This is a genomic window from Chromobacterium sp. LK1 (assembly GCF_001043555.1).
Lineage (GTDB): Bacteria > Pseudomonadota > Gammaproteobacteria > Burkholderiales > Chromobacteriaceae > Chromobacterium > Chromobacterium aquaticum.
This window is the reverse complement of sequence record NZ_LDUI01000028.1, coordinates 53,082-75,231: the sequence shown is the minus strand read 5'-3', so window position 1 is coordinate 75,231 and position 22,150 is coordinate 53,082. Positions and strand designations below refer to the sequence as shown.

Below are 22,150 nucleotides of genomic sequence, written 5' to 3'. Positions count from 1 at the left end.
CGGGGTTGCCCCCGTCTCCTGATCAAGGCCGAGCGCGCGTGCCGGCGCGCCCCCTATCCCACATGGGGACTGGAGGCGTGCAGGCGTCGGCGCGGGGCCGGCGATCAATGCTGGATGATGTAGAGATCCTTGCTGCGGTAACGATCCACCGGATTCTTCAGCGAGTAGCCGCCCACATACGGTTTCACCAGGCGCGGCAGCGTGTACTGCAGCACCGGGATCATCGGGTAGTCGTCCATCACCAGCTTGGTGGCCTGGGTCAGCAACTGGGTGCGCTTGGCCGGATCGGTGCTTTCATTGCCCTGCTTGATCAACTCATCCGCTTTCTTGTTGCAGTTGAAGTTGTCGTTCTGGGTGTTGCCGCACTGAACCAGCGCCAGGAAGGTGGTGGCGTCGTTATAGTCGGCCAGCCAGCCGTTGCGCGCCACCTGGTAGTCGCCGTCGTGGCGTTTCTTCAGGAATACCTTGAACTCCATGTTTTCCATGGAGGTGTTGAAGCCCAGCTTGCTCTTCCACTCGGAGGCCACGAAGATGGCCATCTTCTTGTGGTAGTCGCTGGTGTTGTAGGACAGCTTGAGCGTGGTGCCCGGCTTGACGCCGGCCTGGGCCAGCAGCTTCTTGGCCTCGTCCACGCGCTTGGCCATCGGCCATTGCGCCCAGTCGTAGCTGGTCGGCAGACCGCCGTGCACGCCCTTGACCATCACGCTGTAGGACGGCAGCTGGCCGTCGCCGGTGATCTTCTTGGTCATCAGATCGCGATCGATCACCATGGACAGCGCCTTGCGCACGCGCACATCCTTCAGCAGCGGGTCCCGGTTGTTCAGGCTGTAGTAGCGCAGGCCGAGGATGGTGGAGGTTTTCAGATCCTTGGGCATGGAGCTCTTGAGCTTGTCGAAGCTGCCCGGCGGGATCTCGTAGGTCATGTCGGTCTGGCCGGACTGGAACAGCTTCTGGTCGGCGTTCTGATCTTCGATCGGCAGGAAGCTGACGCGGGTCAGCTGCACATTCTTGGCGTTCCAGTACTGCGCGTTCTTCTCGATCACCACCTTGCTGTTGACTTGCCAGTCTTTCAGCACGAAGGGACCGTTGCTGACCATCTTGCCCGGCTTGACCCAGTCCTTGCCGAACTTGTCGATCACCGCCTTGGGCGCCGGGCCCAGCTGGGCATTGGACATCAGCTCAGGCAGGTAGGACACCGGGAAGGCGGTGTCCACTTGCACGGTGTACTTGTCCAGCGCCTTGACGCCGATGGCGGTGACCGGCTTCTTGCCGGCGACGATGGCCTCGCCATTCAGGAAGAAGATGCCGAAGGTGCCGGCATAGGGAGCGGCCAGCTTCGGGTCCACCAGGCGGCGGATGCCGTAGACGAAATCGTCGGCGGTGACGCCGCTGCCGTCGGACCATTTCGCGTTCTTGCGCAGCTTGAACACCCAGGTGGTCGGCGCGGTCTGTTTCCAGGACTCGGCCACGCCCGGCTGCAGCTTGCCTTCGTTGTCGGTGGCGGTCAGGCCTTCGAACAGGTCATGAGTGATGATGTTGGCCGGCACGCCTTCCACCACCATCGGGTCCAGCGACTCCGGCTCGGAGCCGTTGGAGCGCACCAGTTCCTGCTTGGCGGCCAGCTTGGTGCCGGCGGGCAACACGGCGGCCAGCGCAGCGCCGGATGTCAGGGCCAGCGTGACCGCGGCCGCGATTGTCTGTAGCGATTTTTTATCTGCCATCTCGCCTACTCTCCTATGTATTGTCTATCCCGTCGACTATCGCGGGATGATCAGAATCTTCACTCGATTGTATCCAGAGTGGTTGGTGGCCATTATGCGCTGAGGATTTTGAATACTTCAAGTGCTAAGCACGGCGCTGCGGCGAGCGATTTAACGTTTTCGTCGCAAATTGATTATCCAAGCCTATATTTGCTGTGGCAGCACTATGATTTCACAATGTTTTTTGTCCGACACCATCAAGCCATTCAATAACTTATTGCCAGTCATAAGTAATGCTCATGGCCGTGGATATCAGCCTATACAATTACAACAAGGGAATATCTGTTTTTTCTTATTTTTATTAAAACAAGCTTTTCCAAAATCATTAACGCTTTAGCGCTTGGCGAAAGCCGGACTGCTTGAGTAAGCTCGGCCTCACGCATGCCGCAAGCCCGTTTTCCGGCCCGCCGTCCGGCGCGCCGCCCAGGCGCCCCTTGATCTGCAAGCCCTGGCGGGCGATACCATTATTCAAGCGCGGACAAGGATAGCCACCCGGCCAATGGAAAACAGCGCTCGCGGCGGCGAGGCATGCGTTCCCGCCCCAGTCCGCCCGGCACGGCGTAGACGCGGGGCTTGAACGGCCAATCGGGTTTCGATGGGACGACACCTGGTATCCACGGCGGGCAGCGCCCGCCCCAAAGCGAGAACAACAATGAAGAGAAGAGTCGTTGCAGCCACCGTTGCGGGCCTGCTGATCGCGGCCGGCGCCGCCGGCGTTTACGGCCTCAAGAACACGGACGGCGGCGCCGGCCAGCGCGCCAAGCCGCCGATTGCCGTTGGCATGGCCAAGGTGGCCACCGAGGACTTGCCGATAGAGCTGTCCGCCACCGGTAATGTCACCGCCATTGAAAAAGTGGAAGTGAAACCGCAGGTTTCCGGCGTGGTGGCCAAGGTCCACGTCAAGGAAGGCCAGCAGGTGACGCCGGGCCAACTCTTGTTCACGCTGGACACCGCCGCCGAAGCCGCTCAGTTGAAGAAAGCCCAGGCACAGCTGCTCAGCGACCAGGCCCAGTTGAAGAATGCCGAGCGCGACCTGGCGCGCAGCCGCGATTTGCTGGTCAAGAACTTCGTGTCGCAAAGCGTGGTGGACGCCAATCAATCCAAGATGGACGCGCTCAGCGCCACCGTCGCCGCCGACCGCGCCCAGGTGGACGCGGCGCGGGTGGCGCTGGACTACAAGACGCTGCGGGCGTCGATAGGCGGGCGCATCGGCGTGATCGGCGTTTATCCCGGCACACTGGTGCAACCGGGCATGGCCACGGCGATGCTGACCATTACCCGCACCCATCCCATCACCGCCACCTTCACCCTGCCGGAGCGCAATCTTGGCGCGGTGCGCAACGCCCAGGCCGCCGGCACGCTGCTGGTGCGCGCAACGCTGCCGGACAGCGGCGACAGCGTGGACGGCAAACTGGTGTTCATCGACAGCGCGGTGGACAGCGCCAACGGCACGCTGACGCTGAAAGCCGAGTTCGCCAACCAGGACGGCAAGCTTTGGCCGGGCCAGTTCGTCAACGTCGCGCTGGACGCCGGACGCTACCAGCAGGCCACCACCATCCCGGTGGCGGCGCTGCTGACCGGGCCGGAAGGCAAGTTCAGCTACACGGTGCAGGCTGACGGCGGCGTCAAGCGCGTGCCGGTGGAACTGCTGGCCATCCACAAGGAAAAAGCCATCGTCAAAGGCCTGAGCGCCGGCGACACCGTGGTATCCAACGGCGGCCTCAATCTGCGCCCCGGCGACAAAGTGCGCGCGGCCAAGGCCGGCCAGGCCAGCGGAGGCCAGTGATGCACATTTCCGAGCTCTGCATCCGCCGTCCGGTGATGACGGTGCTGCTGTGTCTGTCCCTGGTGGTGGCCGGCCTGATTGCCTATCAAAAGCTGCCCATCGCCGCGCTGCCCAGCTTCGACACCCCCACCATCAATGTCTCCGCCAGCCTGCCGGGCGCCAGCCCGGACAGCATGGCCTCCTCGGTGGCCGCGCCGCTGGAAAAGCAGTTTTCCACCATTCCCGGCATCGCGGTGATCAGCTCCTCCAGCACCCTGGGCAGCACCTCGATCACGCTGGAATTCGACAACGACCGCAATATCGACCTGGCGGCGGTGGACGTGCAGGCGGCGCTGCTGCGCGCGCAGCGTTCGCTGCCGACGGAAATGACCTCCACCCCGTCCTACCGCAAGGTCAACCCGGCGGATTCGCCGGTGCTGCTGCTGGCGCTCAATTCGCCGGCGATGTCGCTGTCCGATCTCAACGACTACGCCGAGAACTGGCTGTCGCCCAATATCGCCACCCTCAAGGGCGTGGCCCAGGTCAACATCTTCGGCCAGAAGCGCTTCGCGGTGCGGATCAAGGCCGATCCGGGCAAGCTGGCCTCGCGCAATCTGACGCTGGACGATGTGGCCGCCAGCATCCGCGCCGCCAACGCCAACACCCCGGTGGGCACGCTGGAGGGCAAATCGCAGCTGATGACGGTGGAGGCCAACCGCCAGCTGCAAAACGCCGCCCAGTTCGCCAATCTGGTCATCGCCAGCCGCAACGGCCTGCCGGTGCGCCTGTCCGATGTGGCTGCGGTGGAAGACAGCGTGGAAAACCTCAAGACCGGCAGCTGGGTCAACGGCGAGCGCTCCATCGTGCTGGCGGTGATGCGCCAGAGCGACGCCAACACCGTGGCGGTGGTGGACGCCATCCGCAAGGAGCTGCCGCAGTTGCAGGCGCAGTTGCCCGGCTCGGTGCGGCTGAACCTGCTCAACGACCGCTCGCAGTCCATCCGCGAAGCCATTCACGACGTCAAGCTGACCCTGCTGCTCACCATCGCGCTGGTGATCATGGTGATCTTCATGTTCCTGCAGCGCATGGCGGCCACGCTGATTCCGGCGCTGTCGCTGCCGATCTCGCTGATCGGCACCATAGGCCTGATGTACTGGCTGGGCTACAGCCTGGACAATATCTCGCTGCTGGGCATCACGCTGGCGGTGGGCCTGGTGGTGGACGACGCCATCGTGGTGCTGGAAAACATCGTCCGCTACATCGAGGAAGGGCTGTCGCCGATGGAAGCGGCGCTGCGCGGCTCGCGCGAGATCGGCTTCACCATCGTGTCCATCTCCCTGTCGCTGGTGGCCATCTTCATCCCCATCTTCTTCATGCAGGGCGTGATCGGCCTGCTGTTCCACGAATTCGCCGTGGTGGTGTCGCTGGCGGTGCTGGTGTCGGCGGCGGTGTCGCTGACGCTGATCCCGCTGCTGTCCTCGCGCTTCCTGGCCGCGAACACCGTTGGCCACCAAGCGCAGCGCGGCCGCGTGGCCACCGTGCTGGAAAGCGGTTTCGACGCGGTGCTGAACGGCTACCGCCGCACGCTGGACCTGGCGCTCAAGCATCGCCGGCTGACCCTGGCCGCGGCGCTGTCCACCTTTGCGCTGACCGCGCTGATGTTCAGCGCCATTCCCAAGGGCTTCTTCCCCACCGAGGACACCGGCCAGATCATGGCCAGCACCGAGGCGGCGCAGGACGTGTCCTTCGACGCCATGCTCAAGCTGCAGCAGCGCGCCGCCCAGATCGTGCAGGCCAATCCCAACGTCGCCTTCGTCACCTCCTCGCTGTCCGGCGGCAACACCGGCCGCATGTTCATCCAGCTCAAGCCGCGCGGCGAGCGCGCCAAGCTGGACCCGACCATGGAAAGCCTGCGTCGCGACCTGCGCGCGGTGCCCGGCTTCAGCGTCTATCTGAACCCGACGCAGAACCTGCGCCTGGGCGGCCGCCAGAGCAAGAGCCGCTACCAATACACTCTGCAGGGCATACAGGCGGAAAGCCTGAACGCCTGGTCCGACAAGCTGCAGCAAGGCATGCAGGCCGACCCGATCTTCCGCGACGTCACCAGCGACTCCCAGCTCAAGGGCCTGCAAGCCAAGCTGAACATAGACCGCGACAAGGCCAATCTGCTGGGCGTGGACATCCAGAGCATACGCAGCGCCTTGTACAGCGCCTTCGGCGAGCGGCAGATCTCCACCATCTACACCGCCAGCGACAACTACCAGGTGATCCTGCAGGCGGATGATCCGTTCAAGATCAACGAGTTCGACTTCTCGCGCCTGCGCGTGCGCGCCGCCGACGGCCAATTGGTGCCGCTGTCCAGCATCGCCGCGGTGGAACGCACCGTCGGCCCGATCTCGGTCAACCACCAGGGCCAGCTGCAGGCGGTGACGCTGTCCTTCAACCTGGCGCCCGGCATCCCGCTAAGCCAGGCCGATCAACACCTGCGCCAGCTCAAGGAGCGCATCGCGCTGCCGCCCTCCATCGCCACCAGCTATAGCGGCGACGCCGCCGCCTTCGAGGAAACCCAGGGCAGCCAGATCCTGCTGCTGGGCATCGCGGTGGCGGTGATCTACGTGCTGCTGGGGGTGCTGTACGAAAGCTACATCCACCCGCTGACGATTCTGTCCGGCCTGCCCTCCGCCGCCATCGGCGCGCTGGGCACGCTGATGCTGTTCGGCCAGGAACTGACCATCATCGCCAGTATCGGCATCCTGATGCTGATCGGCATCGTCAAGAAGAACGCCATCATGATGATAGATTTCGCGCTGGAAGCGCAGCGCAAGCAGGGCATGACGCCGGAGCAGGCCATTCACGCCGCCTGCCTGCTGCGCTTCCGGCCCATCATGATGACCACGCTGGCGGCGCTGATGGGCGCGCTGCCGATCGCGCTGGGCCTGGGCGCCGGCGCCGAGCTGCGCCAGCCGCTGGGCCTGGCGGTGGTGGGCGGCCTGATCTTCTCCCAGGTGATCACCCTCTACATCACCCCGGTGCTCTATCTGTACTTCGACGCGCTGGCGCAACGCCACGCGGCCTGGCGGGAGAGACGGCGCGCGCTGCGCGCCTGACGCGACAAGGCCCGCGCCGGACTCCGGCGCGGGCCTTTCAGTTTTCAAACAGCAACTCAGCCCTGGCGCAAGCGCTTCAGCGCCTCCTCGGCGTCGCGCGGCGCGCGCCGATCCGGGCAGGCCAGCTCGCGCAGCGTGCGGCGCAGCTTATCGTCGCGCTCTATCTTGCGCCACACCGCCTTGGTGGAGCGGATCCAGTTTTTATCGACGCTGTTGCCGAAGGCGTAAGCGCGGTAGCTGCCCTCATTGCACAACAGGCCCTCGAAACTCAGATTCTCGCCGCCGGCCGGGCTCTTCACCCGCACGATCATGCGCACCACGCCGTCCTCGCCCGCGCTCAGGGTCTTGGCGTCGACGAAATACTGATTGACCTGCAGATTGTCGGTGCTGACCGCGATCCAATCCGGCTGCGCCGGATACGGCGGCAACTGGTAATCGCCCTCCTGCCACGGCACTTCCGGCGCGAAATCGATGTTCTTCTTGATCTTGTTGTCGGCCAGCGCCGGCTGCGCGGCGCAGAGAGCCAGCGCGATGATGGCGGCAAAAGTCTTCAAATCTCTAACTCCTCGTTCAACGCGCCGGGGCCGCGCTAGGCTGGCCCGGACGCAAGGTGAAACGGCGGCGGCCGGTTTCCCTGCCGGCCAAGCCCCAACTCAATTCCGAAAACTGCATATCGCCGCGCGCCGACACCGTCAGCAGCATGGACGCGCGCGTGCCGTAGTCGCGGCCCTTGATGAAGATGGGCGACAGCACCCGCTCCAACGCGGAGCCGATGCGGGTATTGGGCAACTGCCCCAGCGGCGCCGGCGTGGCGTCGGACAAGGCGGTGAATGCCTGCTCGTCGCTGGGCACGCGCTGAAACTCGCGCAGATACTCCGCCAGCCGCTCGCTCTTGAACCACGGCGTGTCCAGCGTGGCGTTGGACAGCGTATGAATGCCCGGCGTCACCCGCGCGATCTGGCCGCCGCGGCTGTGGAAATGGAACAGGTCCGAGGCATAGCCGAACAAGAGGTTGAACGGCGCGTAGCGGCCTTGCTCGGCGCGCAGCCAGTCGGCGAAGGCGAATGGGTCCTCGTCGCCGCTGACGAAACGCTCCACCAGCTCGCCGCGCGAACGCTCCGCCTTGACCGGATGGCCGTCGCGGATATTGGTCACCGCGGCGATACGGCCGCGGCCGTCCACCATCAGCCAGCTGCCGCCGGACTCGGCGTCGCGCCCGCCCAGGGTATTGGGGTATTGCGGCCACCAATCCAGCGGCTCGGCCGGGCGCGCATAGTATTCATCGCGGTTGGCCAGCAACACCAGCTGGCCCAATCCGGGGGTCTTGTAGGCAAAAGCGATCACGCACATGATAAAGGCCGATTTGAGAATGGCTTGGCGACTCGCGTAAACTTAGGGTCTAGGGAGCAGCCGCGGACAGTTCCGACCAGGCCTGTATTCCGCTCAAGGTCCGCCGCGCGTCGGCGATGCGGCCTTGAACGAGAGCCAAGCGGCCGGGCTTCCCTCCATTGTAACTGATAAGGCTGAGGAAGCCGGACCATGAATTTCGACAAGACCATAGACCTCTCCGGCCTCAACTGCCCGTTGCCCATCCTGCGCGCCAAGAAGGCGCTGGCGGAAATGGACAGCGGCGCGGTGCTGGAGGTGATCGCCACCGATCCCGGCGCGCCCAAGGATTTCGAAGCCTTCTGCCGCCAGACCGGCAACGCGTTGTTGACCTCGGACACCACCGCGGAAGGCAAATTCCGCATGGTGCTGAAACGGAAATAATTTCGATGGCTCAGAGCCTGTTTACCCGCTCGCGAGCAAAGGCGAGACCAGGCGAAAGCGGCTGAAGAAGCGGAATGTGCATAGCGTACATCAGCATTCTGAAGACGTACTCGCCGTGTCGCCTCTCACGACGCGCAGCAGCTTGTAAACAGGTTCTTTTCGGCCGCCGCCTTTTTCATCGCTACCCGCAGGCAAGACCATGACGCAAACCCTGACCCTGATCCGCCCCGACGACTGGCACCTGCACCTGCGCGACGGCGCGGCGCTGGCCGCCGTATTGCCCGACACCTGTCGCCAGATGGGCCGCGCCATCATCATGCCCAACCTCAAGCCGCCGGTGACCACCGTGGACGCCGCCGCCGCCTACCGCGAGCGCATCCTGGCCGCGCGCCCGGCCGGCAGCCGCTTCGAGCCGCTGATGACGCTGTACCTGACCGACAACACCTCGCCGGCGGAAATCCGCAAGGCCAAGGCCAGCGGCTTCGTCCACGCGGTCAAGCTCTACCCGGCCGGCGCCACCACCAACTCCGACTTCGGCGTGTCCGACGTCAACAAGGCGCTGCCGGCGCTGGAAGCCATGGCCGAGGCCGGGCTGCCGCTGCTGGTGCACGGCGAAGTCACCGATCCGGCCATCGATGTGTTCGACCGCGAGGCGGTGTTCATCGAGCAAGTGTTCCAACCGCTGCTGGCCAAGCTGCCGTCGCTGCGCGTGGTGTTCGAACACATCACCACCCGCGACGCCGCCGAATACGTGGCCGCCGCGCCGGACAACGTCGCCGCCACCATCACCGCCCACCACCTGCTGATGAACCGCAACGCGCTGTTCACCGGCGGCATCCGCCCGCACCACTACTGCCTGCCAGTGCTCAAGCGCGAGCTGCACCGCCAGGCGCTGCTCAAGGCCGCCACCAGCGGTTCCGCCAAGTTCTTCCTCGGCACCGACAGCGCGCCGCACGCGCGCCACGCCAAGGAGAGCAGCTGCGGCTGCGCCGGCATGTATACCGCCAACGCCGCCATCGAGCTGTACGCCGAGGCCTTCGAGGCCGCCGGCGCGCTGGACAAGCTGGAAGCCTTCGCCAGCCTCAACGGTCCGGCCTTCTACCGCCTGCCGGTCAACCAGGAACGGGTAACCCTGGCCAAGCAGGCATGGACGGTGCCGGACGCGCTGCCCTACGACGGCGACGCGCTGGTGCCGCTGCGCGCCGGCGAGAGCATGGCCTGGAAACTGCTGGACGCATAAAGCAATGGCGGACAGCGCCGCAGCGCGAGCGCTGCTCGCCGCGCCGCCTCAATCGTCGCGGGTCAGCACTTCCAGCAGCTCGATCTCGAACAGGAGATTGGAATGGGGCTTGATCAGCGCGCCGATCTGGCGCTCGCCGTAAGCCAGGCGCGCCGGCACCCACAGCCGGCGCTTGCCGCCCACTTTCATGCCCATCAGGCCCTGGTCCCAGCCCTTGATCACGCGGCCGGTGCCGATCACGCACTGGAACGGCCGGCCCTTGGCGTGGGATGAATCGAACTCGGTGCCATCCTCCAGCCATCCGGTGTACTGGGTGGTGATCAGCGCGCCGCGCACCGCCTCCTTGCCCTCGCCCATTACCAGGTCGGTGATTTGCAGTTCATCGCTCATATTGGCGTCCTCGCATCAGTCATGCCGCGGATGATAGCCAAGTCGCCGCCCAGCGGCGAGTCCAGCGCCATCCACCAGCATTGCCGCCGCCCCCGGCTCAGCCCGCTACATTTTGTTATCTACCACTACTTAATTTATCTAAATCAGTATATTAATAACTAAATTATTCCCACGGAAATGCAATATCAATACTACAAAAGCGAACTTTCTCATTTGACATACATCATGCCGAATCAGTAGGATGCAAACACTTAAAACGTGTTTACGATCTAGCGAGCTAAGGCGAGACAAGGCGAAAACGGTTGAAGAAGCGGAATGTACAGGTGGTACATGAGCATTCTGAAAGTGTTTTCAACGCCGTATCGCCGACGCGCAGCAGATCGTAAACAGGTTTTTTTAAGAACGGCTGAGTCATACCAAAATAGCCGTCGGAGAAATAGCAAGCACCGTCAGGCCAACACCCACCGCGTTTGCTGGAGCGTGGCCGGCGGGTCAGGAGAACCGCTTATGTTGCTGGATTTGCCATGGCAGGACCTGGCCGCCATTTTCTCGGCCATCGCCATCGCCTACGTGATTTTCGGCGTGGCCGGCTTCGGCACCGCCCTGGTCGCCAGCCCGGTGCTGGCCATCTTCATCCCGGTGGCCAAGATCGTGCCGCTGCTGGCGCTGATGGATATGTTCGCCGCGCTCAGCAACATCCTGCGCGACGGCCGCAAGGCCGACGTGGGCGAATTGAAGCGGCTGCTGCCGCTGATGGTGGCCGGCAGCCTGATCGGCGCCGCCATCCTGCTGAAAACCCGGCCGGACGTGCTGCTGCTGGCGCTGGGCGTGTTCGTGGTGGCGTATTCGCTGTACTCGCTCAGCGGCCTCAGCCCCAAGCGGCAGTTCCAGCCGCGCGCGGCGGTGCCCTTCGGCCTGATCGGCGGCGTGTTCAGCGCCTTGTTCGGCAGCGGCGGCTTCATCTACGCCATTTACCTATCCGGCCGCATCGAACAGAAAGAACATCTGCGCATCACCCAGACCACGCTGATAGGCCTGAGCACCCTGACCCGGGTGATCCTGTTCGCGCTGGCCGGCGTGTATATGGACACCTCCATCCTGCTGCTGGCGCTGCTGCTGGCGCCGGCGATGCTGTGCGGGGTGTTCGCCGGCCGTCACATCACCCTGCGCCTGACGCGCGAGCAATTCATCCGGGTGATCAATACCGTGGTGCTGTTTTCCGGCATCGTCTTGCTCAGCCGCTACTTCAGCCACTGATTCATCCGTTTCAAAGCGGCTGACAAAACGCCTGATGCGGCATGGCGCCGGCGCGCCTTGCCTCGGCCGTAACACTGACTTTTGTTAGCCACTCCCTAGGATATTCCCGCGGCGCCCGCCCCAAGCCGGTCGCGCCGCTGGGCCCCGCTGCGCCTTGAGTTCGACGATTCCGCAACGGCCGGGTGCTGCCTGCCCTCGCTGATGCTTTTGTTTGCCGTTCTTGATTAAGCAAGGAGGAGTACCCAGTGAGTCACGCCGCAAGCAATGAAATGATGACGCCGGAAGAGTATCTGGCCAGTCTCAACGATGGCCGCGAGGTATATATCTACGGCCAGAAAGTGGACAGCGTCACCCGACATCCGGCCTTCCGCAACAGCGCCCATTCGATGTCGCGGCTGTACGCGGCGCTGCACCACCCGGACAGCCGGGAGCTGATGACCGACATCGATCCGGAAGGCTATCGCACCCACCGCTACTTCATGCCCAGCCGTTCCTGTGAGGACTTGCTCAAGGCCCGCGACGCCATCGCCCACTGGTCGCGGCTGAGCTACGGCTTCATGGGCCGCACCCCGGATTACAAGGCCGGCTTCACCGCCACGCTGAAATCCGATCCCCACCTGTACGCGCCCTTTCACGACAATGCGCTGAGCTGGTACCGCCAGAGCGCGCGCAAGGTGCTGTTCCTCAACCATGTGCTGGTGAACCCGCCGGTGGGCCGCGCCCGCGCCGTCGCCGACATGCGCGACATCTATCTGCACGTGGAAAAGGAAACCGACGCCGGCATCATCGTGCGCGGCGCCAAGATGGTGGCCACCAGCGCCGCCATCTCCAACGCCACCTTCGTCGCCCAGAACAGCGCGGTGCAATATCAGACCGGCCGCGAGGAAGACTTCGCGCTGTGTTTCATCCTGCCGATGAACGCGCCCAATCTCAAGATCATCTGCCGTCGCTCCTACGAGGCCGCGGCGCTCAGCCCCTTCGACAACCCGCTGTCCAGCCGCTTCGACGAAAACGACTCGGTGCTGATTTTCGACGGCGTGTTCGTGCCCTGGGAAAACGTGCTGATCTACCGCGACATCGAGCGCGCGCGCAGCTTCTATTCCGCCTCCGGCTTCCTCAACCGCTATCCGCTGCAATCCGGCACCCGGCTGGCGGTGAAGATGGACTTCATCTGCGGCCTGCTGGCCAAGGTGCTGGAATCCAACGGCAGCGACGGCTTCCGCGGCGTGCGCACCCGGCTGGCCGACATCGTGGCGCTGCGCAATCTGATGTGGTCGCTGACCGAATCGCTGTGCCACAACCCGGAACCGCGCCAGGACGGCTCGGTGGTGCCGCGGCTGGAAGCCGCCGCCACGGTGCGCTATTTCGGCACCCAGATGATGTCCCAGCTCAAACCGGTGTTCAACACCATACTCGGCGGCTCGCCCATCATGCAGGTGTCCAGCTGGCTGGACCTGCGCAACCCGGACATCAATGAACTGATCGGCTGTTATTTCCAGGGCACCGACCAGGAAGCGGTGGACCGGCTCAAGCTGATCAAGCTGCTGTGGGACGCGCTGGGCAGCGAATTCGGCGGCCGCCACGAGCTGTACGAGCACAACTACGCCGGCAACAACGAGCAAGTGCGGCTGGACATGCTGCGCCACTGCGAGAGCAGCGGCGTGCTGGAACAGTGCCGCTCGCTGGTGGACGAGTGCATGTCCGATTACACCCTGGACGGCTGGGCGCGTCCGGGCTGGCAGTTCGACGGCGCTTGCCGCGACCGCGCTTGAACCGGACCGGAAAGGAGGCAAGCATGCTGTATGCAGGCAAGTGGGACCGCGCCGGGCTGGATTACCAGGCGCTGAAAAAGCAATGGCACGTGGTGGCGCGCGGCGAGGAAGTCAGCGCCGAACAACCCAAGGCGGTGCGGCTGCTGGGCGAAGAACTGGTGCTGTGGCGCGACGGCAGCGGCCAGATCCACGCGTGGAAGGACTATTGCGGCCATCGCGGCGCCAAGCTGTCGCTGGGCTGCGTCAAAAAGGGCGAGATCGAATGCCCGTACCACGGCTGGCGCTTCGACGCCGGCGGCCAGTGCACGCGAGTGCCGGCCCACCCGGACCAGGCCACGCCGTCGTCGGCGCGGCTGATCTTCCGCCACCACGCGGCCGAGCGCTATGGCCTGATCTGGGTCAGCCTGGACGCGCCGCAGCGGCCGCTGCCGGTGTTTCCGGAATGGGAGGACGGCAGCTTCCGCAAAGTGTTCGCCGGCCCCTACCGCTATATGGGCAATGCCTTGCGCTCGGTGGAAAACTTCCTCGATGCCTCGCACTTCCCCTTCGTCCACGCCAATCTCAACGGCGACCCGGACGCGCCGGAACCGCTGCCGGACTACCAGGTGTTCAAGGACGAACACGGGCTGCGCACCTCGGAAATCTCGGTGTTCCAGCCCTATGGCGACCACCGCGGCATCCCGGTCACCGCGCGTTACACCTATTCGGTGTTCAACCCCACCACCGCCTACTTCGTCAAGAAGACCGGCGACACCGAACGCTTCTGCACCTTCCTCAACGCCACCCCGGTGGACGAGGCCGAATGCGTGATCTGGCTGATCGTCGCCATCAACTTCGGCGCCGACTTGAGCGAGGAAAAAATCCTCTATCGCCAGGACATGGTGTTCGAGCAAGACCGGCTGATCGTGGAATCGCAGCGCCCGGCGCGGCTACCGCTGGACCTCCAGCAGGAAATGCATGTGCGCAGCGACCGGCTGGGCATCGAATACCGACGCTGGATCAAGGAGCTGGGTCTGGCCGCCGCCGGCCAAGACCATGTGGAGCCGCGCGCCGCGGCGTTGATGAGCTGAGCAGGGGAACCAGACGATGAATGCATCGATAGAACAGCGCCGCCTGCAACTGGCCGAGCGCGAATCCAACGCCCGCACCTACGCGCGCGGCATAGACCGCGTGATCAGCCGCGGCGAACTGGCCCGCGTCTACGACAGCGACGGCCGCGAATATCTGGACTGCCTGGCCTGCGCCGGCGCGCTGCCGCTGGGGCACAACCACCCCTTCGTCCAACAGCGGGTGGCCGATTTCCTGCAATCCGGCCAGCTGCAGCAGGCGCTGGACATCGCCACCCCGGCCAAGCTCGCCTTCGTGGAACAGCTGTACCAGGCGCTGCCGGCCGGCTTCGCCGAACACGCCAAGGTGCAGTTCTGCGGCCCGTCCGGCTCCGACGCGGTGGAAGCCGCGCTCAAGCTGTTCAAGACCGCCACCGGGCGCCGCTCGGTGCTGGCCTTCCAGGGCGCCTACCACGGCATGACCATGGGCGCGCTGGGCATGATGGGCAATCTGGGACCCAAGCAGCACATCAGCGGCTATCCGGCGGAAATCCAGTTCCTGCCGTTTCCCTACGCCTACCGCAGCCCCTTCGGCGCCGACGCCGCCGACAGCGAGCGCCTGTCGCTGGCCTATCTGGAAAACCTGCTGTCCGATCCGGAAAGCGGCGTCAACAAGCCGGCCATGCTGCTGGTGGAGCCGATCCAGGGCGAAGGCGGCTGCATCCCGGCCAGCGCGGAATGGCTGCGCGGCCTGCGCGAAATCACCGCCCGCCACGACGTGCCGCTGGTGATGGACGAAGTGCAGACCGGCTTTGGCCGCAGCGGCGACATGTTCGCCCATGAATGGGCCGGCATCGTGCCGGACGCGGTGATCCTGTCCAAGGCGGTGGGCGGCGGCTACCCGCTGGCCTTGGTGGCCTACCACCAGAAATACGACCGCTGGGCGCCCGGCGCCCACGCCGGCACCTTCCGCGGCAATCAGATCGCCCTGGTCAGCGGCGCGGCCACGCTGGAATACCTGCGCCGGCCCGGCGTGCTGGAACAAGTGCGGGAAGTGGGCCAACTGCTGCGCCAGCGCCTGCAGGCGCTGCAAGCGCGCTTCTCCTGCATCGGCGAGGTGCGCGGCCGCGGCCTGATGCTGGGCGTGGAACTGATAGACCCCAACGGCGCGCCGGACGCGCTGGGCCACCCGCCGGCCAACGGCGTGCTGGCCAAGGCGCTGAAACGCGCCTGTCTGGAACACGGCCTGATCCTGGAGAGCGGCGGCCGCCACGGCGCGGTGATGCGGCTGCTGCCGCCGCTGATCATCAGCGCCGACGACGCGGAGGACATCGTCCGCCGTTTTGAAACCGCGCTGGCCAGCCTGTGGCCCGCCGCCCCGGCCGCCGCCTCCGCGCATGCGGCCATGGCACTCTGAACCTGGAGCGACAGCATGACCCACACCGTACACGACATCATCGGCATCGGCTTCGGCCCCGCCAATATCGCGCTGGCCATCGCGCTGGAAGAACTGGCGCCGCAGCTGTCCGTGCGCTTCCTGGAGCGGCGTCCCTCCGCCGCCTGGCAGCCCGGCATGCTGCTGGAAGGCTCGGACATCCAGAACCACCCGCTGCGCGACCTGGTCACCCCGCGCAATCCGCGCAGCCGCTACAGCTTCACCAACTTCCTGCACGAACACAACCGGCTCTACGAGCACCTGAACCTGCCGCTGCACTACCCGCTGCGGCTGGAATACGCGCAATACGTCAGCTGGGTCGCCGGCTGCTTCCAGCACCAGGTGGAATACCAGCGCGAAGTCATCGACATCCTGCCGGTCAACGACAGCGACGGCGCGCTCAACCATTACCGCGTGCTCTGCGCCGACGGCCGCGAATACCTGGCGCTGAGCGTGGTGCTGGCGCCGGGCCGCACCCCCAATATCCCGGAACCGTTCCAGCGCGCGCCGGACCCGCGCGTGGTCCATCTCAACCACTACCTGCCGGCGCTGGAACGGCTCAAGGCCAAGGGCGGCGGCCGGGTGGCGGTGATAGGCGGCAGCCAGAGCGCGGTGGAAATCCTGCTGCACGCCAGCGCCGAGCCGGCGCTGACGCGGGTGGTGGGCGTCACCCGCAACTTCGGCTACCGCCAGAAAGACACCAGCCCCTTCTCCGACGAGGTCTACTTCCCCGCCTTCGTCGACACCTTCTTCGCCGCCAGCCCGGAACACAAGGCCAGGCTGCGCCAGGAACTGGTGTTCACCAATTACTCGGCCGCCGACATCGACGTGCTCAACCAGCTCTACGTCAAGCAATACGCCAACCGCCTGCAAGACAAGGACAGCCTGGCCCTGCTCACCTGCATGGAGACCGAGGCCTGCGAACCGGGCGCCGACGGCGTGACGCTGCGCTTGCGCCACTTCCTGGGCGGAGCAGCCGTCAGCGAAACCGTGGACCTGGTGGTGCTGGCCACCGGCTTCCTCGACCTGGGCCGCGGCCCCAAGCGCGAACCCTGGCCGCGGGTGCTGGAAACGCTGTCGCCGCAGCTGTGCGCCGAGCGCGACACCGTGGAGATCGCGCAGGACTACCGCGTGCGGCTGCAAGGCGCGGCCGACCACGGCGCGCCGCTGTACCTGAACGGCCTGTGCGAATCCTCCCACGGCATGGGCGACGCCGGCTCCTTCAGCCTGCTGGCGCTGCGCTCGCAAGCCATCGTGCAATCGCTGGCGGCGCGGCTGGAACAAGGACCACGGCATGACGCCGCCCGCGCTTGAGGCGCTGCTGGGCGCCGTCAGCGGCTGGCAGGCGCGCGCGCCGCGGCTACTGGCGGACAAGGCCGACGCGCTGCCGGCCAGCTGCGAACTGGCGGTGATAGGCGCCGGCCTCACCGGGCTGTCGGCGGCGCTGGCCGCCGCCGAGGCCGGCTGCAGCGTGGTGCTGCTGGAAGCCGACACCGTGGGCTGCGGCGCCAGCGGCCGCAATTCCGGCTTCGTGGTGCCGGTGCCGGCGCGCTGCGGGCCGCAGGCCTTGAGCGCCTGGCTGGGACCGCAAAGCGAAGACTACCTGGCCGGCCTGAGCGAAGCCGCGGCCGAACTACTGGCGCTGCCCGAAGCCAGCCCGGTGCGCCAAGGCTGGATGCAATTGTTCGCCGCCCCCGCCAACCCCCAAGCCAGCGCGCTGGCCTGGCGCCGGCTGGGCGTGCGCGCCCGCGCGCTGGACGCGGAACAGGCCCTGGCCCTGAGCGCCGCCGCCGGCTACCACGGCGGTCTGTTGTTCGAGGACGGCGGCCAGATCGACCCGCTGGCGCTGGCGCGCGGCCTGGCCGAACGCTGCCGCCGGCGCGGCGTGGTGCTGCTGGAACGCTGCCCGGCCAAGCTGCTGGAACTGAAAAGCCGCGACGGCATGCATGTGATCCGCACCCCGCGCGGCAGCCTGCGCGCCGGTCGCGTGCTGCTGGCCGGCAACGCCTACAGCCGCGACGGCATCGCCGCCGTCGCCCGCCGCAGCGTGCCGCTGACGCTGGCGCTCGGACAGTTCGAGCTGAGCGCGGAACAACAGGCGCGGGTGCTGCCCGCCGACATCCCCTTCTCCGACAACCGCCGCGATATGTGGTTTTTCCGCAAAACCCCGGAAGGCCGGCTCCTGACCGGCCTGTTCGCGCTGCGTTCCGACGCCGGCCCGGAACATTACACCGCCGCGCTGCGCCAGCGCATCCAGGCCGTGTTCGGCCTGGAACCCGCCGGCGAACCGCTGCTGTGGGCCGGCCATGTCGGCCTCACCCCGTCCGGCCGGCCCAGCCTGCAATGCGTCGACGACGGCGTACTGGCCTGGACCGGCTGCAATGGCCGCGGCCTGGCGCTGTCCTTCATGCTGGGCCGGGCGCTGGCGCGGCAGTTGATAGGCGCCGGCCCGGCCCCCTTGCCATTCAATTCGCGACCGCTGCGCGGCCGCGCGCTGCTAAAGTGGATGACCGAAGCGGCCATCGCCCATGACCGGCGGCGGCGCGCGCGGCGGCTGCCGGCAGAACCGCATTTGCGAAAGGAAGCTACCCAGTGAGTTCATGCGCCTTCCATTACTCGGAATACCGCTGCACCCGCCCCGAACTGATCGACCAGATGATCGCCCGCTACCCGCTGGCGCTGATCAGCAGCGAGCACCAAGGCCAGCGGCACAACAACCACATTCCGCTGTTCCGCACCGCCGACCGCACCTTGTTCGGCCATGTCGACCGCCGCAATCCGCAATTCCAGGGCCGCGGCCGCTTTCCCGCGCATCTGGTGTTCATGGGCCCGCAAAGCTATATCCCGCCGGAAGCCTACCGCAGCCGGCTGCTGCCCACCTGGAACTACGTCGCGGTGCACATGGACGTCGAAATCGAAGTCCTCGACGATCTGGAATCGGCCCGCGCCGCGCTGCGCGACACCTGTGAGCGGCTGCAGCCGCCGCAGGCATCGTTCCAGTACGACGCCGCCGATCCCAGAGTGATCGCCAACGCGCCGCACATCCTCGGCCTGTGCATCCACGTGCTGCGCGAGGAAGGCCGCTTCAAGCTATCGCAGGATAAAAAGCCGGAAGACCAGCAAGCGGCGCTGGACCATCTGCTGCGCCGCGACGAGGCCGGCGAGCGCGCGCTGCTGGACGCGCTGCTGCGTTTTGCCGAAACCGCGGAGCCGGCGCATGCTTGAGTCCTCCGCCCTGGCGCGGCGTTTCGCCGAGCGAGGCGTCCTGCTGGACCCCGGCCAGCGCCGCGCCGCCGACGCGCTGGACGCGCTGTGCCTGCAGCCCCGGCCCGCCGCCGGCTGGCTGCGGCGACAGCAAGGCCCCGCCGGCGCCTATCTGTGGGGCGAACCCGGCCGCGGCAAGACCATGCTGATGGATGGGCTGTTCGCCCTGTCCACCCAGCCGGCGCAGCGCATCCACTACCATCAGTTCCTGCGTGATCTGCACCGCGGCCTGGCCCAGGCCGGCGGCGAGCACGCCAACTACCTGCCGGCGCTGGCCAAGCGCGTGGCCGGGCAAAGCCGTTTGTTCTGCCTGGACGAATTCCATCTGCACGACATCGCCGACGCCATCCTGATGGAGCGCTTCCTGACCGTGCTGCTGGAAGAGCGCGTGCAAGTGATCCTGACCTCCAACTACGCGCCGGAACAACTGCTGCCGGACCCCCAGCTGCATCGCTACGCGCTGCGGGTGATCGCGCTGATCCAGCAACACCTGGCCGTGCTGCACCTGGACGGCGCGCAGGACTACCGCTACCGCGAGGCCGCCAGCGCCGAACACTATCTGCACCCCTGCGACGCCGACGCCGAACAAGGCCTGCGCCGGCTGCTGCGGGAAGACGGCCTGCAACTGACCGACGGCGGCGGCGTCAGCCTGTCCGGCCGGCCGCTGCCGACGCGGGCGCAAGGACCGGGCTGCGTCTGGTTCGACTTCGACGCCATCTGCCTGGGGCCGCGCTCCCACCTGGACTACCTGGAAATCTCGGAACGCTGGCACACCGTGATCGTCTCCGACATCGCCCAGGCCCAGCTGAACAAGGCGGACGGCCTGCGCCGCTTCATCTGGCTGGTGGACGTGCTCTACGACCGCCGCCAGCGCCTGCTGCTGATCTCCGAACGCCCGATCGAAACCATGCTGCGCGAAGTGGCGCTGTCGGTGGACACCCACCGCACGCTGAGCCGGCTCGCCGAAATGCAATCCGCCTCCTTCGCCGCCGCCACCGCCATAGAAATGAGCCCCTTATGCCAATAGTCAGAATCGAGGACGCCGCCGCGCGCGCGCCCGAACAGCGCCAAGCCATCATCCACTGCGTCTACGACGCGCTGCGCGCCGTGTTCGGCGTCAGCGACGAGGAATTGCAGGCGCGCTACCAGCGCTATGCGCCGGAAGACCTGCTGCCACCGGGCGGCGATCCGGACTACCTGCACATCGAAATCACCGTCTTCGCCGGCCGCAAGCCGGACACCAAGAAAAAACTCTACGCCCGGCTGGCCGCCGACCTGGCCGCGCTGCTGGACATCGCGCCCGCCTCGGTGCTGATCCTGCTGCGCGAAGAGCCGGCCGACAACTGGGGCATGCGCGGCGGCGTGGCCGCCAGCGAAATCGACTTCGGCTACGCCATCGCCGTCTGATGAGCGCCGGCAACCTCGCACTGCGCCAGGCCCTGGGCAGCTTCGCCACCGGCGTCGCCGTCGCCTCGGTGCTGGACCCCGACCACGGCCCGCTGGGCCTGACCATCAACGCCTTCAGCTCGGTATCGCTGGAACCGCCGCTGATCCTGTGGTGCTTGCGCAAGCAATCCCGCGCCGCCGCCAGCTTTCTCTCCGCCGAGCGCTTCGCCATCCAGGTGCTGAGCCGGCAGCAGCAAGACTTGAGCCGCCTGTTCGCCAGCCCCGGCCTCGAAGAACGCAAGCGCGCCCAGTTCACCCGCCAGCGCCACGGCGCGCCGCTGCTCAGCGGCGTCGCCGCCTGGCTGGCCTGCCGCCGCAAATGCCAGCACGAGGAAGGCGATCACCTGATCTTCATCGGCGAAGTGCTGGAAGCCCAGCACGAGCCGGAACGCCAGCCGCTGGTCTACTGGCGCGGCGACTACCACCAGACCCATCCCCTAGCCATTCTGGAACCGCAACCATGACGCAAAACAGCAAACACACCCTGCGCCGCCTGACAGCCAGCCGCTCCGGCCTGCTGGTGCCCGGCGCCTACAATGCGCTGAGCGCGCGCATCGTCGAGGACCTCGGCTTCGGCGCGCTCTACCTGACCGGCGCCGGCCTGACCAATATGCAGCTAGGCCTGCCGGACCTGGGCTTTGTCGGCCTGAAGGAAGTGGCGGACCAGGTTTCCGCCATCCGCGACGCGGTGTCGATTCCCATCATCGTCGACGCCGACACCGGCTTCGGCAACGCGCTCAATGTGCGCCGCACCGTGCGCGTGCTGGAACGCGCCGGCGCCGACGCCATCCAGCTGGAAGACCAGGTGCTGCCGAAGAAATGCGGCCACTTCTCCGGCCAGAACCTGATCAGCGCCGCCGAAATGTGCGGCAAGATCCAGGCGGCGGCGGAAGCGCGCCAGGACGAGAACCTGCTGATCATCGCCCGCACCGACGCCTGCGCGGTGGACGGCATCGACGCCGCCATCGAGCGCGCCGGCCGCTACGCCGAAGCCGGCGCCGACGTGCTGTTCATCGAAGCGGTGCGCGAACTGGACGACATCCGCCGCCTGCCGGCGCTGTTCGAGCGCCCCTTGCTGATGAATATCGTCATTGGCGGCAAGACCCCGGCGCTGAGCGCCGCGGAGCTGAAGGAACTGGGCTATGGCCTGGTGCTGTACGCCAACGCCGCGCTGCAAGGCGCGGTGCTGGGCATGCAGCGGGCGCTGGGCGCGCTGGCGCGCGACGGCATCCTGCAGGAAGACCCGCAGTTGGTGGTCCCCTTCGCCGAACGCCAACGCCTGGTCAACAAGCCGCTCTACGACGAACTGGACGCGCGCTACGGCGCCGCCGGGCAGGACTGAGGGCTAGCCGCCCGCCAAGCGGCCGACCAGCGCCAGCGCGCCACGGGCCAGCCGCTCAAACTGGCCCGCCTGGTGGCGCGCCCCGGTCTGCTGCCCGCCTATCAGGCACAGATGCGCCGCCTGGCCGATCAACTCAGCCTCGGCGGCGGAGCGCCCCAGGCGGCCGGCGGTTTCGATCGCGAACGCCAGCCGGCGGGCATCGACCCGCTGCTGGAAGGCCGCCGCCAATGGATCGCACAAGGCCCAGGCGCGGATGGCCACCTCCCGCCCCGGCTGCTTTTCCGCCGCAATCCGCAAATAACGCAGCAAGGTAGCGCCGGCGCTGCGCCCCTGCGCCGCATGGGCGAGCATGCGCTCGGTGTAATCCTCCTCCCAGGCGGCCAGCAGCGTGCGGACAAAGTCTTCCCGGTTGCGGAAATGGTGGTAGAAGGAACCGCGCGTCACATTCAGCCGGCGCGCCAGGTTTTCGGCCGACAGGCCGGCATGCCCCTCCTGATCCAGCGCGGCAAAGCCGGCGAGAATCCAATCCTTGCGCGACAGTGTTTTCATGCGCCGC

The 22,150-nt window shown here is 66.3% G+C and carries 20 protein-coding genes; 15 read left to right on the top strand and 5 right to left on the bottom strand.

What is annotated here, in order from left to right; all coding sequences use genetic code 11:
• Positions 1-104: 104 nt before the first annotated feature.
• Positions 105-1,721 carry a peptide ABC transporter substrate-binding protein gene (locus VI26_RS12450; protein ID WP_048410066.1) on the bottom strand — a complete coding sequence of 539 codons (1,617 nt, stop codon included), beginning with the start codon at positions 1,719-1,721 and terminating at the stop codon, positions 105-107.
• 691 nt (positions 1,722-2,412) lie between these two features.
• Between VI26_RS12450 and VI26_RS12445 the strand changes: the two genes are divergently transcribed.
• Entirely contained in the window at positions 2,413-3,546 is a 1,134-nt protein-coding gene (locus VI26_RS12445; RefSeq protein WP_053074387.1) for an efflux RND transporter periplasmic adaptor subunit, read from the top strand.
• Positions 3,546-6,632 carry an efflux RND transporter permease subunit gene (locus tag VI26_RS12440; protein ID WP_048410065.1) on the top strand — a complete coding sequence of 1,029 codons (3,087 nt, stop codon included), beginning with the start codon at positions 3,546-3,548 and terminating at the stop codon, positions 6,630-6,632. The genes VI26_RS12445 and VI26_RS12440 overlap by 1 nt, the downstream gene beginning before the upstream one ends.
• Positions 6,633-6,688: 56 nt before the next feature.
• Here the strand turns inward: VI26_RS12440 and VI26_RS12435 are convergent, their stop codons facing one another.
• Both VI26_RS12435 and VI26_RS12430 read right to left on the bottom strand, forming a co-directional pair.
• On the bottom strand, positions 6,689-7,186 hold the full coding sequence (locus VI26_RS12435; protein WP_053074386.1) for a CNP1-like family protein: 498 nt from the start codon (positions 7,184-7,186) through the stop codon (positions 6,689-6,691).
• 16 nt (positions 7,187-7,202) lie between these two features.
• A complete protein-coding gene (locus tag VI26_RS12430) occupies positions 7,203-7,982 on the bottom strand; it encodes an NRDE family protein (protein ID WP_048410064.1) in 780 nt (259 codons plus the stop codon).
• Between the two features lie 189 nt (positions 7,983-8,171).
• On the opposite strand from VI26_RS12430, the gene VI26_RS12425 reads away from it, so the two are divergent.
• Both VI26_RS12425 and pyrC read left to right on the top strand, forming a co-directional pair.
• Positions 8,172-8,402, top strand: coding sequence for a sulfurtransferase TusA family protein (locus VI26_RS12425; protein ID WP_043589636.1), 231 nt, complete (start codon positions 8,172-8,174; stop codon positions 8,400-8,402).
• Positions 8,403-8,601: 199 nt separating this feature from the next.
• Positions 8,602-9,642, top strand: a complete 1,041-nt coding sequence (gene pyrC, locus VI26_RS12420; protein ID WP_048410063.1) for a dihydroorotase — start codon at positions 8,602-8,604, stop codon at positions 9,640-9,642.
• 48 nt (positions 9,643-9,690) lie between these two features.
• Here pyrC and VI26_RS12415 read toward each other — a convergent pair whose 3' ends face one another.
• The gene (locus VI26_RS12415) at positions 9,691-10,032 is read right to left on the bottom strand and encodes an FKBP-type peptidyl-prolyl cis-trans isomerase (RefSeq protein ID WP_048410062.1); all 342 of its coding nucleotides are present in this window, start codon (positions 10,030-10,032) and stop codon (positions 9,691-9,693) included.
• A 507-nt stretch (positions 10,033-10,539) separates the two neighbouring features.
• On the opposite strand from VI26_RS12415, the gene VI26_RS12410 reads away from it, so the two are divergent.
• The 11 genes from VI26_RS12410 to VI26_RS12360 all read left to right on the top strand — a co-directional run bounded on the left by VI26_RS12410 (position 10,540) and on the right by VI26_RS12360 (position 21,594).
• Positions 10,540-11,289 carry a sulfite exporter TauE/SafE family protein gene (locus tag VI26_RS12410; protein WP_048410061.1) on the top strand — a complete coding sequence of 250 codons (750 nt, stop codon included), beginning with the start codon at positions 10,540-10,542 and terminating at the stop codon, positions 11,287-11,289.
• 245 nt (positions 11,290-11,534) lie between these two features.
• Entirely contained in the window at positions 11,535-13,061 is a 1,527-nt protein-coding gene (locus VI26_RS12405; protein WP_197081451.1) for a 4-hydroxyphenylacetate 3-hydroxylase family protein, read from the top strand.
• A 23-nt stretch (positions 13,062-13,084) separates the two neighbouring features.
• Complete coding sequence (locus VI26_RS12400; protein ID WP_048410059.1) at positions 13,085-14,131, top strand: aromatic ring-hydroxylating dioxygenase subunit alpha; 1,047 nt, start codon at positions 13,085-13,087, stop codon at positions 14,129-14,131.
• A 16-nt stretch (positions 14,132-14,147) separates the two neighbouring features.
• Positions 14,148-15,524: a diaminobutyrate--2-oxoglutarate transaminase family protein gene (locus tag VI26_RS24555; protein WP_048410058.1), complete on the top strand. Its 1,377-nt coding sequence runs from the start codon at positions 14,148-14,150 to the stop codon at positions 15,522-15,524.
• Positions 15,525-15,539: 15 nt separating this feature from the next.
• Positions 15,540-16,856, top strand: a complete 1,317-nt coding sequence (locus VI26_RS24550) for a lysine N(6)-hydroxylase/L-ornithine N(5)-oxygenase family protein (RefSeq protein ID WP_048410057.1) — start codon at positions 15,540-15,542, stop codon at positions 16,854-16,856.
• Positions 16,837-18,138, top strand: coding sequence for an FAD-binding oxidoreductase (locus tag VI26_RS12385; protein WP_048410056.1), 1,302 nt, complete (start codon positions 16,837-16,839; stop codon positions 18,136-18,138). The genes VI26_RS24550 and VI26_RS12385 overlap by 20 nt, the downstream gene beginning before the upstream one ends.
• A complete protein-coding gene (locus VI26_RS23260; protein ID WP_053074385.1) occupies positions 18,135-18,767 on the top strand; it encodes an FMN-binding negative transcriptional regulator in 633 nt (210 codons plus the stop codon). The genes VI26_RS12385 and VI26_RS23260 overlap by 4 nt, the downstream gene beginning before the upstream one ends.
• Complete coding sequence (gene zapE, locus VI26_RS12375; protein WP_048410055.1) at positions 18,760-19,833, top strand: cell division protein ZapE; 1,074 nt, start codon at positions 18,760-18,762, stop codon at positions 19,831-19,833. Before VI26_RS23260 ends, zapE begins: the two co-directional genes overlap by 8 nt.
• Positions 19,824-20,213 (top strand): tautomerase family protein, encoded by a 390-nt coding sequence (locus VI26_RS23255; RefSeq protein WP_053074384.1) that lies wholly within the window; start codon positions 19,824-19,826, stop codon positions 20,211-20,213. The genes zapE and VI26_RS23255 overlap by 10 nt, the downstream gene beginning before the upstream one ends.
• Complete coding sequence (locus tag VI26_RS12365; protein ID WP_048410054.1) at positions 20,213-20,716, top strand: flavin reductase family protein; 504 nt, start codon at positions 20,213-20,215, stop codon at positions 20,714-20,716. The genes VI26_RS23255 and VI26_RS12365 overlap by 1 nt, the downstream gene beginning before the upstream one ends.
• Positions 20,713-21,594 (top strand): oxaloacetate decarboxylase, encoded by an 882-nt coding sequence (locus VI26_RS12360; RefSeq protein ID WP_048410053.1) that lies wholly within the window; start codon positions 20,713-20,715, stop codon positions 21,592-21,594. The genes VI26_RS12365 and VI26_RS12360 overlap by 4 nt, the downstream gene beginning before the upstream one ends.
• A 3-nt stretch (positions 21,595-21,597) precedes the next feature.
• Here the strand turns inward: VI26_RS12360 and VI26_RS12355 are convergent, their stop codons facing one another.
• Positions 21,598-22,143 (bottom strand): TetR/AcrR family transcriptional regulator, encoded by a 546-nt coding sequence (locus tag VI26_RS12355; protein ID WP_048410052.1) that lies wholly within the window; start codon positions 22,141-22,143, stop codon positions 21,598-21,600.
• Positions 22,144-22,150: the final 7 nt, after the last annotated feature.

What these genes read in the sequence shown, in the direction of transcription:
- VI26_RS12450 (WP_048410066.1), bottom strand. Translation starts at nt 1,721, where the DNA reads ATGGCAGATAAAAAATCGCTACAGACAATCGCGGCCGCGGTCACGCTG.
- VI26_RS12445 (WP_053074387.1), top strand. Translation starts at nt 2,413, where the DNA reads ATGAAGAGAAGAGTCGTTGCAGCCACCGTTGCGGGCCTGCTGATCGCG.
- VI26_RS12440 (WP_048410065.1), top strand. Translation starts at nt 3,546, where the DNA reads ATGCACATTTCCGAGCTCTGCATCCGCCGTCCGGTGATGACGGTGCTG.
- VI26_RS12430 (WP_048410064.1), bottom strand. Translation starts at nt 7,982, where the DNA reads ATGTGCGTGATCGCTTTTGCCTACAAGACCCCCGGATTGGGCCAGCTG.
- VI26_RS12425 (WP_043589636.1), top strand. Translation starts at nt 8,172, where the DNA reads ATGAATTTCGACAAGACCATAGACCTCTCCGGCCTCAACTGCCCGTTG.
- pyrC (WP_048410063.1), top strand. Translation starts at nt 8,602, where the DNA reads ATGACGCAAACCCTGACCCTGATCCGCCCCGACGACTGGCACCTGCAC.
- VI26_RS12415 (WP_048410062.1), bottom strand. Translation starts at nt 10,032, where the DNA reads ATGAGCGATGAACTGCAAATCACCGACCTGGTAATGGGCGAGGGCAAG.
- VI26_RS12410 (WP_048410061.1), top strand. Translation starts at nt 10,540, where the DNA reads ATGTTGCTGGATTTGCCATGGCAGGACCTGGCCGCCATTTTCTCGGCC.
- VI26_RS12400 (WP_048410059.1), top strand. Translation starts at nt 13,085, where the DNA reads ATGCTGTATGCAGGCAAGTGGGACCGCGCCGGGCTGGATTACCAGGCG.
- VI26_RS24555 (WP_048410058.1), top strand. Translation starts at nt 14,148, where the DNA reads ATGAATGCATCGATAGAACAGCGCCGCCTGCAACTGGCCGAGCGCGAA.
- VI26_RS24550 (WP_048410057.1), top strand. Translation starts at nt 15,540, where the DNA reads ATGACCCACACCGTACACGACATCATCGGCATCGGCTTCGGCCCCGCC.
- VI26_RS12385 (WP_048410056.1), top strand. Translation starts at nt 16,837, where the DNA reads ATGACGCCGCCCGCGCTTGAGGCGCTGCTGGGCGCCGTCAGCGGCTGG.
- zapE (WP_048410055.1), top strand. Translation starts at nt 18,760, where the DNA reads ATGCTTGAGTCCTCCGCCCTGGCGCGGCGTTTCGCCGAGCGAGGCGTC.
- VI26_RS23255 (WP_053074384.1), top strand. Translation starts at nt 19,824, where the DNA reads ATGCCAATAGTCAGAATCGAGGACGCCGCCGCGCGCGCGCCCGAACAG.
- VI26_RS12365 (WP_048410054.1), top strand. Translation starts at nt 20,213, where the DNA reads ATGAGCGCCGGCAACCTCGCACTGCGCCAGGCCCTGGGCAGCTTCGCC.
- VI26_RS12360 (WP_048410053.1), top strand. Translation starts at nt 20,713, where the DNA reads ATGACGCAAAACAGCAAACACACCCTGCGCCGCCTGACAGCCAGCCGC.
- VI26_RS12355 (WP_048410052.1), bottom strand. Translation starts at nt 22,143, where the DNA reads ATGAAAACACTGTCGCGCAAGGATTGGATTCTCGCCGGCTTTGCCGCG.